Genomic DNA, 13,656 nt, shown 5'->3' with positions numbered 1-13,656 from the left:
CTTTTTATTGAGGAAATTTTACAAACGGTTTTGCAGGAAAGATATCGATTTGTTATAGGGAAGGCAAACAAAGGAGTTCTTTATTCACGGTGCAGAAATTGTAATTGCCAAAACTGTGCAGCTGCTTCAAACTAGTAGTAAAGAATCTGCCTTGATATTATTTAAGGTAGATTCTTTTTTAAATAAGCCTTTGAAGGAGTACAAAATGGACTTATCTATCGTAATAGTAAATTATAATACCAAAGAACTTACTTTAACCTGTTTGCAGTCCTTATACCAGAGCAAAACAACATACAAATACGAAATAATTCTTATCGATAATTGTTCCGTTGACGGTTCGGTCCAATCGGCTTTTGAATTATACCCTCGGGTAAATTTAATTCTAAACGCCGAAAATGTCGGTTTCTCCAAAGCCAACAACCAAGGAATCGATATTGCAAAAGGAAGGTTTATATTACTCCTTAATTCCGATACCGTTGTCGAGCCCGATACACTCGAAGCCATGCTTCGCTTCATGGACGATCACCCGGAAGTCGGAGCATCGGGCTGCAAAGTCGTACTTCCTGACGGAACACTGGACAAGGCTTGCCGTCGAGGTTTTCCGACTCCGCTCACTACGTTTTATTATGTATTAGGATTATCTAAGTTGTTTTCGAAAAGCCCTCGATTCAATTCGTATCATATGGAATATTTGAATGAGGACGAAGCTTACCCGATCGATTGTTTGGTTGGAGCTTTCATGATGGTTAGACGGGAAGTAATCGAACAGGTTGGCAAGTTGGATGAACGTTTCTTTATGTACTTTGAAGATACGGATTGGTGCTTTCGTATTCAGAAAGCTGGATGGATCAACTACTATTATCCAAAAACAAAAATTACGCACTTCAAAAGAGGTAGCAGTCGGGGAAGACCGTACCGAATTACCTACGAGTTCCATCGTGCCATGAAGCTATTCTATGATAAACATTATCGTGAAAAGTATCCATTTTGGGTGACCGTTCTTATGTATGCAGGGATTTGCGGGAAGTTTGGTTTGACTGTATTTAAAGATCTATTGTGGAAAGCTGCCGAACGATTGAGTTCTTTAAGGCGTACACGTAATGATCATTCCAGAGGAATTAGCCCAGGACAATAAACAGACCGCCGAAAAAAATTCGACGGTCTGTACGTTTTAAATTAAAACTCCTAAAGTTGGGAAGATGTGGTCAGACCGTTACCCCACTTTAGGTGATAGCATGGGGAATTTACCTAATCATACCGTACTCGTTAATGGTTTTCTTGGCTGAATGCCCAATAACAAGATTTCTTCATGGAATATCGTGTGAGGAAACTTACAGTAGGATTTTGCAGTTCGCCTGAGAGATAAATCTTAATGAGCTCACTTTCATCAATTTCTCAATGAAGTAAAGCTCGATTTGTTTTATACGTTATACCGGAATATTAAAGATCACGTCTCAAGATACATGAGAAGAAGGACATAACTTATTCCTCAGTGTGTAACATGTCTTGACAAAGGGAAAATAATGCTTGTAGACCTTGCTTTATTCCATGTTCAATAAATATCGAAGGATGCATTAGCTTTTCTCAAGTATCAATAGAAGTCTGCTGAAATATCGGAAGTATTATATCAATCCATTAGATTGTCCCATTATCTACATGAATTACTGAGCCAGTAATTGATTTGGACTTATTTGAAAGTAAAAATGATACCGTTTCAGCTACACTTTCAAGCGCTGTTTCTTTTTTTAACGAAGTCCTCTTATATATTCTATTCTTTTGTTCATCTGATAATGTCTCGCTCATTCCTGTTTCCATAAAACCAGGTGCTACACAATTCGATCTTATTCCTATCTCGCCCCACTCTCTAGCAACTGTCTTGGAAAAAGACTCAAGTGCACCTTTTGTAGCGGCATACATGCTCAAACCTTTGTATCCCGTATGGGCACAAACAGAAGTAATATGAACGACAGAACCTTCAATTTTATTCAATAACATGTCCCTTATTGCATATTTTGTAAGCATAATTGGAGAGAGGACATTTATTTTGAACATCAAGTCAAGATTTTCAGCATTTGCATTAGTAACGATATCATCGTATGCATAAGCAGAATTATTGACCAATCCGTATACTGGACCAATTTTTTTTATCTCTTCTTTATATAAATCTTTTATTGTATCAACATGGCAAAGATCATAATTAATATGAATGTATCGGTTCTCATATAAATCATTAAAGCATTCCGTTGCTACATTCTCTTTTCTGCTGATCCCGATCACGCCATAGCCAGGGTCTAACAGAATATTGTTGACTATTGCCCCGCCTAAACCTCCAGTATCACCAGTTACGATTATCCATTTCATTTTTTACGCACCTTCTTGCCAGTTCTAGTTTGGTCAATGAATTCAACAAATCTGAATAACCTAGGGATTTTCCAATACTGAACTTTATCTTCTAAATATTCTCTTACTTTTTTTTGTATGTCCTTATCATCAATATTGTTGTTTGACTTTACGATATCAGCCGCTAAGACGTTCCCTGTTATCTTGTTATTTCTACCATAAACAAGAATATCACTTATACAATCTAATTTTAATAGGAGTTCTTCTATTTCTAGAGGATTAACCCTGTACCCACCAATATTTACAAAGTCAGAGTTTCTAGACACAAATTTAAATTTATTATGCTCAACCAATTCTACTCTATCGCCAGAGTTGTACCAGTCCGAAGATAAAGTAATATCATTGGAATCCCCTAATAGACTTCTATGAATTAACAATTCATTATCAGAAGAGATTTTAATTTTTTCTTTAAGCGTTTCAGCTATAATAAAGAAATCGCCGTTAGAGGTCAGAAGGCTTCCTGCCTCAGTGGATGCATATATATTTTTTATTCTTGCGTTCGGGAAATATTTAAGAAGATATTGGTCCAACGATGGATCATATCTTTCTCCCCCGCTAGTTATTGTATTTACACTAGGTATTTCCTTGTTCAGGTATGTCAATATATTTCGATAAAATGTAGGGGTGGCAGATATTTTTGTAACTTGATAATTCATTAATGAGTCTTGTACAGCACTCCTGCCTTCATTACTATTATCAAAAATGTATATCATTGTATTTTGATTGAAAAATGCTTGAAAAAAAACTTGAAGTCCTGCTATATGAGTTGGATTGTAAGCAAACGCCCATACATCATTCTCAAAACGGATTCCTTTTTTAACCCCTCTGGTTAAGTTATTAAAACTATGATGTACTTTCTTTGGTTTGCCTGTTGTTCCTGAAGTATATAGCGCAAGACCAAAGTTAACCGCATTATTTTCTATAGTATTTAGTAACTCATTAATGTTATCAATGTTGTTGGTCATTTGTAAATCGATAACTTCATTTGTAACATTATCTAATGAAATCCCCATACTGAGCAGGTCATTTTCTGAGTAATCCCAATCGAGAAGTTCGATTTCTTTTCCGTGAAAAGCGGCCAACACTATGTTCAGCAGTATTTCATATGGGTCGTTAAGGTAGACGTATTTTCTCAAAATTGTACTGTTTTTCAAATCGTCAGTAAATTCACGAAATGTTTTAAATTTATTTCTAGATAGGTCCACCCAAAAAAGATTATCCATAGCTCCTCCTACTTTATTTTTGCAATTATTTCTGCAACTGTATCGATTATCCCATCTTCAAAAATATCTACATCATATTCATCTTCAATTTTTACGGTAAGAACGGCTAAGTCTAACGAGTCAAATTCCAGGTCTCTCCTTAGGCTTGTTTCCCCAGATATATTCACATTTTTCTCTGCACCTTTATTTTCCAAAATGCTAGCAATAATTTCTTTGATATTATTCTCCATGATTATACTCCTCCTTATGCCGAACTAATATATATTCCATATTTTCAATTTGATAACCCATCGAAATATACAGCTTTAGAACTTCTAAATTATTCGAGGAAACTTTTGTTCTTATAATCGTTTTTCCCATGGATAAATATCTTTCAATGGGTTTCAACACAATACTATATCCCAATCCCATACCTTGGTACTGAGAATACACCCCTCCTAAAAGGACTTGAACCGTCTCATCACCCTTTAGCTTCGCCATAAAAAATCCAAGAGCTGCATCTTTTTTGTTAATTCGAATAATTTCTGTATTATTGTTATGAAACTCATCATATATCCAATTTTTATACCTGCGGTTTGATATTTCTATTCCAAAATTATGATCTAGAGCAATTCTATCTGTTGAAAACATGTCATCGCGCAAATTATCAATAATATCTTGTAATTCATTCTTGCTACTTACATAGGTCAGTTGAAGTTTCTCACCCATTTTTAGAATGGTATTATCAATATTAAGATTTTTTTTAAGGTTTTTGAAAAGTGACAATTGAGTTTCGCAGAATCTAAATCCGATATCCTGCAGATTTTTAAGCAAGCTAGGCTCAACAATTGGTACTTTAGCGACAATATAATCATATTTATGGCTATCTAGTACACGGAATAAATCATCAAAGTTGTCTCCATGTTTAAAATTTATTTCCAGTGTTGATTTATTGATATTTTTTTTCTCCCAGAAAGCATCAATTAATTCCATTTTTTAAACTCCATTATTAAGTTATATGAATATTTTTTTATAAAAATTTAACATTATCAATATTGGCCCATTCATTTTATTACGGAGTAATTCTGACTGTAATATCCCTTGTTGTCAAGATAGGATCAATTTATTTGTCGGCTATAATAACCTGACAATGATGGATTAGGCATATTTTTTTAAAACTAACTCCTTATTCGAAATTGATACTATTCTATTGCTTCTCGTTGAATCAAGGAACCGGAGGATTAATAATCATATGCTCAGTAAGCTCCTTCCCCCTTCAACACAACCGGAATCGTCTTAAGCAGTATCTTAAACTCCAGAGCTAAGCTCCACCGCTCAATGTAGTAAATATCCAGCTTCACCCACTCTTCAAAAGGCAAATCACTTCTTCCGCTAACCTGCCAAAGCCCGGTAATCCCTGGCCGAACATCGAATCTACGCCATTGATAATCCGTGTACTGTTCAACTTCGTTTGGTAACGGCGGACGCGGCCCGATAAGACTCATTTGTCCCACCAGCACATTAAACAACTGCGGGAGCTCGTCAAGCGAGTACTTCCGTATAAAACGGCCTACGCGGGTAATGCGCGGGTCGTTTTTCATTTTGAATATCGGACCGACAGCTTCGTTTTGACTTGCCAGGGATGCCTTTAGAGCTTCTGCATTAGCGACCATGGATCTAAACTTCAACATGTGGAACGGGGCACCGTTTTTGCCGATCCGCTTTTGTTTGATCAAAAGTGGACCTTTAGAGTCTATTTTAATAGCAATAGCTGTAATCAAAAGGATCGGAGAAATCAATATGATACCAATCGCCGAAAGTATAAAGTCGGCATTGCGTTTCATAAACCAATTTAGTCCGCGTAGCGGAGTCCGGACAATCTCGATGCACGGATAATCAAATGCATGATCGAAAGAAACGCTTGATGTAACGAGTTCAAACAATTCCGGGATAATTTTGATCTGAACATCGTATTTTCTTACGCTTGTAATCAGTTGATTGATCACGCCACGTTCTGATGGAATGGTTATATATATTTCGTGAATTTTATGTTTTTGTACGAGCTGTTCGATTTGCGGTATGGATCCAAGAATTTGATGGCCCTTCTTAAAATCGTCAAGGAATCCGATAAAACGGCTTCTGCTTGACTTGTTTGCATTTAGATTGTCACGGATTTGTTCTCCGACTCGCCCTGCACCGATGATCAATACATTTTTGTCGTAGTGGGCGGTTCTCTTCAAGAGCAGGAGAGCACCTAGTCGCAAAAAGCGGGACAGCAGGAAGCTCAGGACCATTAGAATAGCCAAGACCAGAATAAGTACACGAGAATAAATGATACTCGTCTTCAGAAAGAAGATAAGCCCTAGCGTGACCAGAAAGGAAAAGGCAACGGCCTTTCCTGCTATTATGGTATCATCAAAAACCTTAATGTCGCGGTTCCATTTGAACATTCCCCGCTGGTAAAGCCAACCGGTGTAGACCGTAAAGATAACACCTAACAAAAGGACGTACTCGCCGATAACGGGGATTTGCCGAATGCTGTTTGAGAAATTGGTCCAATCAATCGCGCCGTAATCGGCTGCTACTTTGTAGTGGAATAATAGAAAAAAGCTGAGTAAATAAAGGAAATACTCGATTCCAATCAAGCCAATATTCAGCACCATCTCAATGCGAAGCGTCTTCTTCTTATAGCTGACGATATCCTCGGCGATTAGCAGGTGCCCGGGTTTCAAATTTTTGTTCATTTGAATCTCGAGACTCATGGACAAACGCTCCTTGACAATCTTTGATATTTCCTAACAATTATAGCATACTATCGGCGTTTTAGTCCGGTCAAATGTTGTCCGCATATTTGTCCACCCCCCCACATAGAGATGTACAAGTAATCATTATTTCGTGTGAGGGGTGGATGAAATGCGTCGGATCACATGGATGCTGGCCATCGTGATGTGCGTTGCATTAGTTGCAGCCGGTTGTGGGACGAAGAATGCGGAGCAGGTTGTCAAAGATTTGGATCATGTGATCGGAAAGCTCGACAGCTATCAAGGTGCGGGGAAGATGACTTTGCAGACCGGTCAGCAGGCGCAGGAATATAATGTGGAGGTTTGGTACAAGAATCCGCATTATTATCGGATCGCGCTGACGAATGAGGCAAAGGATATTACGCAGATTGTGCTGCGCAACGATGAGGGCGTTTTTGTACTGACGCCGCATTTGAATAAAATGTTCCGCTTTCAGAGCGATTGGCCGGAAAATTCGGGGCAAGTGTACTTGTATCAGTCGTTGGTGCAGAGCATTGTGATGGATAACGAGCGGCAGTTTGCTCAAGAGAAGGATATGTACGTGTTTGATGTAGCGGCGAATTACCAGAATGGGCTACTGGCCCGTCAAAAAATTTGGTTGAACAAAAAGGACTATGCGCCTAAGCAAGTTCAAGTGTCCGATGAGAACAACAATGTGATGGTATCGGTGAATTTCTCGCAGTTTGAATTCGGCAAGAAGTTCGATAAAGATTCTTTTGACATGCAGCGGAATATGACAAGCTGGAATCTCCAATCGATGCCTACTACGGCGAAGGTCGATGACGCGGCGAAGCAAGGTGCCACGAAGTCGGGTGCAGCCGGTACGTCGTTGCAACAAACAACAGCATCGGACAAGGCCGCGGCCGCTAAACAAAGCTTCGGGATCGTGGAGCCGAATTACTTGCCTAAGGGCGTGAAAAAGCAAGATATGAAAGAAGTGAAGCTGGGTGACGACAAAGGGATTTTGTTCCGCTATTCCGGCGCGTTCAATTACACGCTCCTAGAGACGATGCCGCAGGCCAAGACGGTAACTTCGCTCCCCGGCGATATTGTTGACCTTGGATATACGCTTGGAGTCGTCACCGGCGAAGAGAAGGGTATGAGGATGCTGACATGGACCTATGACGGTATCGAGTACCGGTTGTCGACCGGGGATCTTCCGCCTACGGAAATGATCCGGGTTGCGCAATCGGTACAAGGGCAAGTGGGCAAGTAAATTGTAAGTCGGATAACTATTCGTAGAGTTAATTAAAGAAATTAGTCAAAAGAATTTATCGTAGGAATGAGCAGAAGCTTTACGTGTTGAAATATAAGGTTATTAAAACTTATTTAAGAACATACCCGGTTCCCCAGCGAAAAACAAAGTTTTTTGTGGGTTTAGCCGGGTATTTTCCTTTATTTGTCCGCTTCGGAAGGCGGTTTTGTAAGGCATTGTTCATTGACAGTGCACCGGTATGGCATTACCATATATGAAGGGTTTCAGGTTGGGCTTTCCAAGTAAGGGATAGCCCCGGAAAATGAAGAAGGTGAACAGCTTGGAGACGTTTTATCGGCCGACGTGGGTGGAAGTTTCGCTGGATGCACTGCGGCATAATATACAGGCATTCCGGCAGGCGCTCCCGGCGGATATGAATTTGATGGCCGTCGTAAAAGCGGACGCATACGGGCATGGCGCGGTTAAGGTAGCGCAGGAAGCGCTGGCTTGTGGCGTCGGTTATATCGGAGTCGCATTTTTGGATGAAGGGTTGGAGCTGAGGCGGTCAGGAGTGACTGCACCGATCCTCGTATTGGGTTATACGCCGCCGGAAGGGATTGCTCCGGCTGTGGAGCATGATATTACTTTAACGGTGTTTAGCGATGAACTGTGGCCGGCTTTGGACTTGATAGGAGAAGGCAAGCTGCGCGTGCATGTCAAAATCGATACGGGCATGGGACGAATCGGGTTGCAGGCGGACGAAGAAGCTATTGCTTTTCTGGAGCGGGCTGTTAAGCATCCTTCGCTAAATGTGGAAGGGGTATATACGCATTTTGCAAGTGCCGATGAGGCGGATAAATCGTATACGCTGGAGCAGCATGGCAAGTTTGAACGAATAATCGGTCATTTTCGGAACATTGGGGTTCAGTTTCGATATGTCCATACTGGAAATAGTGCGGCAGGCATCGAGTGTCCCGAGCTTTCTTACAACATGGTTAGGTTGGGGATCGGGATGTATGGATTGTATCCGTCCGAGGAAGTGAATCGGGAGCGGGTAGCGCTGGAGCCGGTCATGAGCATCAAAACGAAGATGTCTCATATCAAGACGCTCCCTGCGGACTCTGGCGTCAGCTACGGCGTCATTTACCGGACCGAAGGGGAAGAGACGATCGCGACGCTTCCGATCGGTTACGCGGACGGCTATAGCCGTATACTGTCGCAAAAGGTTCATGCTCTCGTGCGCGGGCGCAGAGTTCCGATTGTCGGCCGGATCTGTATGGATCAATGCATGGCGAACGTAAGCGGCATTCCGAATCCGACTAAGGAAGAGGAAGTGGTGCTGATGGGACGGCAAGGGAAGGAAGTCGTTTCGGCAGAGGAGCTGGCAGGCTTGCTCGGGACCGTCAATTACGAGATTACGTGCATGGTGTCTCATCGCGTACCTAGAGTGTACATTAGCAATGGCGAGCGAGTGTCTGTTGTTAATCCTTTGGTACGGTGAAGATCGGATCTCGATGGCGGGCGTAGTGGAAGGGCGAAGCTTCGACACTATTTAAGTAGGTTTTCGCGGGCGGTGCAGGTGAAACATTTTCCAGCGGCTTTTTCTTCATAAAGCGAAGGATTTGTCGGCTGCTTAGCGAATATGTATAGACGGACCTTAAGGAGGAGCGTTACTTAAGCATGACATCGCCTCCACTGCGGCTGAAAGCGCATAGCAACAGGGCTGCCGCCAGTGGGAAAGAGAGTTAGCTGCGGGCGCCCTCGGCGGACATTATTTTGCAGAGGATATACATACGTGATATATCCTTCGCATATACTTGGTCTTGTATAAAATGACTGGAATGGCGACATAATGGGAGTATGGGTTGGGAATGTTTTGGAGGTGCGAGATCGGTGGCCAATGCGCATAACACGAAAAGGATCATGATCAGTCTTCCGGATAACTTGCTGCAGGAAGTGGACGGCATCGTGGAGAAGGAAAACTCCAATCGCAGCGAATTCATTCGTCAGGCCATGAAGCTGTACCTCATGGAGCGCAAAAAGCGGTTCTTGCGCGAATCGATGCAACGCGGTTATATGGAAATGGCAAAAATTAACCTGCATATGGCTGCAGAGGCTTTTCAAGCGGAGGAAGACGCGGACGGTACCCTCGATCGCTTAGTTAGCGGGGTGTAGAGCTTGATTGTGAAACGTGGCGATGTATTTTTTGCGGACTTGTCACCTGTAGTGGGGTCCGAACAGGGCGGCGTACGGCCTGTGCTCATTATTCAAAATGACATCGGAAACCGATTCAGTCCTACCGTTATCGTTGCGGCGATCACCGCGCAAATTCAGAAAGCGAAGCTGCCGACTCATGTAGAAATCGATGCGGAAGCGCACGGGTTCGACCGGGATTCGGTCATTTTACTGGAACAGATCCGGACGATCGACAAGCAAAGGCTTACTGACAAAATTACGCATCTGGACGACGAGTCGATGCGGAAGGTGGACGAAGCGCTGCAGGTCAGCGTAGGTCTGATTGAATTTTGATTTCGGAAAAGCGCGAACGAGGGAGACCTCGTTTTTTTGCGTTTTGGGGACTTGTAAATATTTCCAAAAGCTTATTCGGAGCAAGAAAGGGAATTTGCGCTAGTCTGCTGGTAAACGGACAAACGGAGTTGTAAGCACTACTTCTATAGAAGTCCTTCCGCCTGTCGTTCCGGGATAGATTGATGTGATATAATAAAGGCATGTGGTAGAACGGGCAGAAGGGGGACGGTCATGGCGATAAAAAGGCTGAAGCCGAAAAATGATTTCATTTTTCAACGCTTGTTCGGCGAGCAGGAGACGGAGGATAGCCTGATTTCGCTGTTAAATGCAATTCTTCGGTTGGAAGGAGAGCGGCGTATCGTCAACCTGACGATAATCGAGAATAAGCAATTGGCCAAAAAACTGATTGATGACAAAACCGGCAGACTGGATGTAAGGGCGGAAACGGCGGACCGGGTTCAGATCAACATCGAAGTGCAATTGACCGACTACCGAAACATGCCGAGGCGCTCGCTCTTCTACCTGAGCAAGCTATATGCAGACTCAATCAAATCTGGCGGGCGCTACGAGGAACTCAAGAAGACAATCGCGATCAACATCGTCGACTTCCGTTTGTTCGATTTCGAACGATTTCACAGTACGTTTCATTTTTATGAAGACAACGAGGACCGGTTCATGCTGACGGATGCAATGGAAGTGCATTTCATCGAATATCCGAAATTTAAGGCGACTCGTAAAGACCTTGAAGATCCTTTGCATCGCTGGCTACTGTTCCTTGATGAGAAATTGCCGGAAGATCAATTAAAGGAGCTGATCGAGATGGACCCCGTTATCGGAAAAGCGGAAGAGCGGTTGGAGTGGCTAAGCAGTGATGAAGAGACGATTCGTCTGTACGAGGCTCGGGAGTATTCCCTGATCGAGCGGAATAGTCTTATCGCGGATGGAGAAGCGAGAGGGCTGGAGAAAGGCAAGGCCGAGGGCATGATCGAGGCCAAAGCGGAAATCGCATTGACAATGATTCGCAAAGGGGTGGAACATGCGATGATAGCGGAGTTCACGGGGCTGACTTTGCAGGAAATCGCCGATTTGGAGAAGAGAAACGGATCTGTCTGACAGAGAAGATGCTTTTATCCGCTTGGACATGCGGAAATAACTGTGAATTCTAGCGAATTTACAGGGACTGTACTTAACATCAGTATGAAAGAGGTAGATCATGGCCAAAGAACAGGAAACTAAAGGGACGGACGTTCAAGGACAGGACGCCGGCAAATACGAGCTTTCCGATGAGCAAAAAGCGCTTCGCGAGGAACGCATCCTGAAGCAAGTCGCCAAAGAGCTGCAGCTGCCGCCTACTAAAGTGCGGGCGTCGGTCGGTTTGTTGGATGAAGGGAATACGATTCCGTTTATCGCCCGGTACCGGAAGGAAATGACCGGTGAGCTGGACGAGACGCAGCTGCGGGATATCGAGGAGCGTTTGCAATATTTGCGTAATTTGGAAGATCGGAAGCTGGAAGTGATCCGGCTCATCGACGAGCAGGGTAAGCTGACGGACGAGCTGCGCGCTTCGATCGAGCAGGCGGTTAAGCTGCAGGAAGTGGAGGACTTGTACCGGCCTTACCGGCAGAAGCGGAAAACGCGCGCAAGTGTCGCCAAGGAACGCGGACTCGAGCCGCTGGCGATCTGGATTATGGCACAGCCGCGGCAAGGATCGCTTGAGCAGGAAGCGGCCAAATATATCGATGAGGACAAGCAGGTGAATACGGCCGAGGATGCGGTGCAGGGCGCCATGGACATTATCGCCGAAAACTTGGCGGACGACGCGAAGATCCGCGCTTGGGTTCGCAAATATACGCAGGACCAGGGCATTATTGCTACCGAAGCGAAAGACTCGGAGCAAGAGTCCGTATACGAAATGTACTATTCGTATCAGGAGCCGGTTCGTAAGCTTCCACCGCATCGTACTCTCGCTATCAATCGCGGGGAACGCGAGGAAGTGTTGAAGGTTCGCCTGGAGGTACCGGCGGAACGTATTCACGATTACATCGCGAAACAAATCGTCAAAGGTGAATCGATCGTCAAAAGCACGTTGCTGCTCGTAATCGAGGATGCTTACAAGCGGCTTATCGCTCCTTCGATCGAGCGCGAGGTACGGGGAGAGCTGACGGAGAAAGCGGAGGAGCACGCAATTCAAATTTTCGCGGAAAATTTGCGCAATTTGCTGCTTCAGGCGCCCGTTAAGGGGCAGGTTGTGTTGGGTGTAGACCCGGCTTTCCGGACGGGCTGCAAGCTGGCCGTAGTCGATGAAACGGGCAAAATGCTGTACATAGATGTCGTGTATCCGACGCCGCCAAATAATAAGGTGGCCGAAGCCGAAGCAAAAGTGAAAGCCGCGATAGAGAAGTATGGCGTGCAGCTGATCGTGATTGGCAACGGGACGGCTTCCCGCGAAACGGAGCAATTTATAGCCGATCTGATTGCGAAGCTGAAGGGGCGAGGGCTTCAGTATTTGATCGTCAATGAAGCGGGAGCGAGCGTGTACTCGGCCTCGAAGCTGGCTGCGGAAGAATTTCCTAAGCTGGATGTTGCGGAGCGGAGCGCGATCTCGATCGCCCGGCGTTTGCAGGATCCTTTGGCGGAATTGGTGAAAATCGAGCCGAAGGCGATCGGTGTCGGGCAATACCAGCATGACGTGGCGCAAAAGCATTTGGAGGAAAGTTTGAAGGTTGTCGTGGAATCGGCCGTCAACCATGTCGGCGTCGATCTGAACACCGCTTCTCCGTCGCTGCTGTCGTACGTATCGGGCATTAACGGCACGATCGCCAAGAACATCGTGAAGTACCGCGAGGAAAACGGCAAGTTCAAGGACCGCAAGCAGCTGCAAAAGGTACCGAGGCTCGGTGCGAAGACGTTCGAGCAATGCGTCGGATTTATGCGCGTTAGCGACGGTGTAAGTCCTCTCGATAATACTCCCATTCATCCGGAGTCGTATGAGGTGGTGGACCGTTTGTTCCAGGAGCTTCGTCTGGAACTGTCCCAGCTTGGATCTAAGGAGCTGAAGGAGAAGCTGCAGCATGCCGATGTGGAGTCACTTGCGCCGAAGCTGAACGTCGGAGTACCGACGCTGAGAGACATACTGGACAGCTTGCAGAAGCCGGGTCGCGATCCGCGCGAGGAGCTGCCTCCGCCGATTTTCCGGACGGATGTGCTGCAGATTGAAGATTTGACGCCGGGCATGCAGCTGCAAGGGACCGTCCGCAACGTCATCGACTTCGGGGCTTTTGTCGATATCGGAATCAAAAATGACGGGCTCGTCCATATTTCGCAGATGAGCGATACGTTTGTGAAGCATCCGATGGATGTGGTGTCGGTAGGAGATACGGTAACGGTATGGGTATTGAACGTGGATCTCAAAAAGGGCCGCGTTGGTCTGACGATGAAAAGCCCGAATAAGTAATTGCCGGTGTGCTGCTTGCGTCGTTATGTAGCGGGATGAGGCAAGCGGCTACCGGGAGGAGCGGCAAGAACTAAA

General features: G+C 44.6%; 12 protein-coding genes. 7 read left to right on the top strand and 5 right to left on the bottom strand.

Features of this window, described 5'->3' with window-relative positions:
* The first annotated feature begins 205 nt into the window (after positions 1-205).
* Positions 206-1,135 (top strand): glycosyltransferase family 2 protein, encoded by a 930-nt coding sequence (locus tag FE783_RS08930; RefSeq protein WP_138878996.1) that lies wholly within the window; start codon positions 206-208, stop codon positions 1,133-1,135.
* A 500-nt stretch (positions 1,136-1,635) separates the two neighbouring features.
* Here FE783_RS08930 and FE783_RS08925 read toward each other — a convergent pair whose 3' ends face one another.
* The 5 genes from FE783_RS08925 to FE783_RS08905 all read right to left on the bottom strand — a co-directional run bounded on the left by FE783_RS08925 (position 1,636) and on the right by FE783_RS08905 (position 6,364).
* Positions 1,636-2,361, bottom strand: a complete 726-nt coding sequence (locus FE783_RS08925; RefSeq protein WP_138878995.1) for an SDR family NAD(P)-dependent oxidoreductase — start codon at positions 2,359-2,361, stop codon at positions 1,636-1,638.
* Positions 2,358-3,623, bottom strand: coding sequence for an AMP-binding protein (locus FE783_RS08920; protein WP_138878994.1), 1,266 nt, complete (start codon positions 3,621-3,623; stop codon positions 2,358-2,360). The genes FE783_RS08925 and FE783_RS08920 overlap by 4 nt, the downstream gene beginning before the upstream one ends.
* Before the next feature lie 8 nt (positions 3,624-3,631).
* Positions 3,632-3,853 carry an acyl carrier protein gene (locus FE783_RS08915; RefSeq protein ID WP_138878993.1) on the bottom strand — a complete coding sequence of 74 codons (222 nt, stop codon included), beginning with the start codon at positions 3,851-3,853 and terminating at the stop codon, positions 3,632-3,634.
* Positions 3,843-4,595: a GNAT family N-acetyltransferase gene (locus FE783_RS08910; RefSeq protein ID WP_138878992.1), complete on the bottom strand. Its 753-nt coding sequence runs from the start codon at positions 4,593-4,595 to the stop codon at positions 3,843-3,845. Before FE783_RS08910 ends, FE783_RS08915 begins: the two co-directional genes overlap by 11 nt.
* 263 nt (positions 4,596-4,858) lie before the next feature.
* Positions 4,859-6,364 (bottom strand): sugar transferase, encoded by a 1,506-nt coding sequence (locus FE783_RS08905; RefSeq protein ID WP_138878991.1) that lies wholly within the window; start codon positions 6,362-6,364, stop codon positions 4,859-4,861.
* A gap of 151 nt (positions 6,365-6,515) precedes the next feature.
* Between FE783_RS08905 and FE783_RS08900 the strand changes: the two genes are divergently transcribed.
* From FE783_RS08900 to FE783_RS08875, 6 genes are all read left to right on the top strand, one after another.
* Positions 6,516-7,619: an outer membrane lipoprotein-sorting protein gene (locus tag FE783_RS08900; protein WP_138878990.1), complete on the top strand. Its 1,104-nt coding sequence runs from the start codon at positions 6,516-6,518 to the stop codon at positions 7,617-7,619.
* A gap of 319 nt (positions 7,620-7,938) precedes the next feature.
* A complete protein-coding gene (gene alr / locus FE783_RS08895; RefSeq protein WP_138879202.1) occupies positions 7,939-9,099 on the top strand; it encodes an alanine racemase in 1,161 nt (386 codons plus the stop codon).
* 392 nt (positions 9,100-9,491) lie between these two features.
* Positions 9,492-9,773, top strand: coding sequence for a CopG family ribbon-helix-helix protein (locus FE783_RS08890; protein WP_138878989.1), 282 nt, complete (start codon positions 9,492-9,494; stop codon positions 9,771-9,773).
* A 3-nt stretch (positions 9,774-9,776) separates the two neighbouring features.
* Positions 9,777-10,127 (top strand): type II toxin-antitoxin system PemK/MazF family toxin, encoded by a 351-nt coding sequence (locus tag FE783_RS08885; RefSeq protein WP_138878988.1) that lies wholly within the window; start codon positions 9,777-9,779, stop codon positions 10,125-10,127.
* 231 nt (positions 10,128-10,358) lie between these two features.
* Complete coding sequence (locus tag FE783_RS08880; RefSeq protein ID WP_138878987.1) at positions 10,359-11,240, top strand: Rpn family recombination-promoting nuclease/putative transposase; 882 nt, start codon at positions 10,359-10,361, stop codon at positions 11,238-11,240.
* A 100-nt stretch (positions 11,241-11,340) separates the two neighbouring features.
* Positions 11,341-13,581 carry a Tex family protein gene (locus tag FE783_RS08875; protein ID WP_138878986.1) on the top strand — a complete coding sequence of 747 codons (2,241 nt, stop codon included), beginning with the start codon at positions 11,341-11,343 and terminating at the stop codon, positions 13,579-13,581.
* The last annotated feature ends 75 nt before the right edge of the window (positions 13,582-13,656 follow it).

Source organism: Paenibacillus mesophilus (assembly GCF_005938385.1).
Lineage (GTDB): Bacteria > Bacillota > Bacilli > Paenibacillales > NBRC-103111 > Paenibacillus_AB > Paenibacillus_AB mesophilus.
This window is presented reverse-complemented; position numbering and strand designations above follow the sequence as displayed.

What these genes read in the sequence shown, in the direction of transcription:
- FE783_RS08930 (WP_138878996.1), top strand. Translation starts at nt 206, where the DNA reads ATGGACTTATCTATCGTAATAGTAAATTATAATACCAAAGAACTTACT.
- FE783_RS08925 (WP_138878995.1), bottom strand. Translation starts at nt 2,361, where the DNA reads ATGAAATGGATAATCGTAACTGGTGATACTGGAGGTTTAGGCGGGGCA.
- FE783_RS08920 (WP_138878994.1), bottom strand. Translation starts at nt 3,623, where the DNA reads ATGGATAATCTTTTTTGGGTGGACCTATCTAGAAATAAATTTAAAACA.
- FE783_RS08915 (WP_138878993.1), bottom strand. Translation starts at nt 3,853, where the DNA reads ATGGAGAATAATATCAAAGAAATTATTGCTAGCATTTTGGAAAATAAA.
- FE783_RS08910 (WP_138878992.1), bottom strand. Translation starts at nt 4,595, where the DNA reads ATGGAATTAATTGATGCTTTCTGGGAGAAAAAAAATATCAATAAATCA.
- FE783_RS08905 (WP_138878991.1), bottom strand. Translation starts at nt 6,364, where the DNA reads ATGAGTCTCGAGATTCAAATGAACAAAAATTTGAAACCCGGGCACCTG.
- FE783_RS08900 (WP_138878990.1), top strand. Translation starts at nt 6,516, where the DNA reads ATGCGTCGGATCACATGGATGCTGGCCATCGTGATGTGCGTTGCATTA.
- FE783_RS08880 (WP_138878987.1), top strand. Translation starts at nt 10,359, where the DNA reads ATGGCGATAAAAAGGCTGAAGCCGAAAAATGATTTCATTTTTCAACGC.
- FE783_RS08875 (WP_138878986.1), top strand. Translation starts at nt 11,341, where the DNA reads ATGGCCAAAGAACAGGAAACTAAAGGGACGGACGTTCAAGGACAGGAC.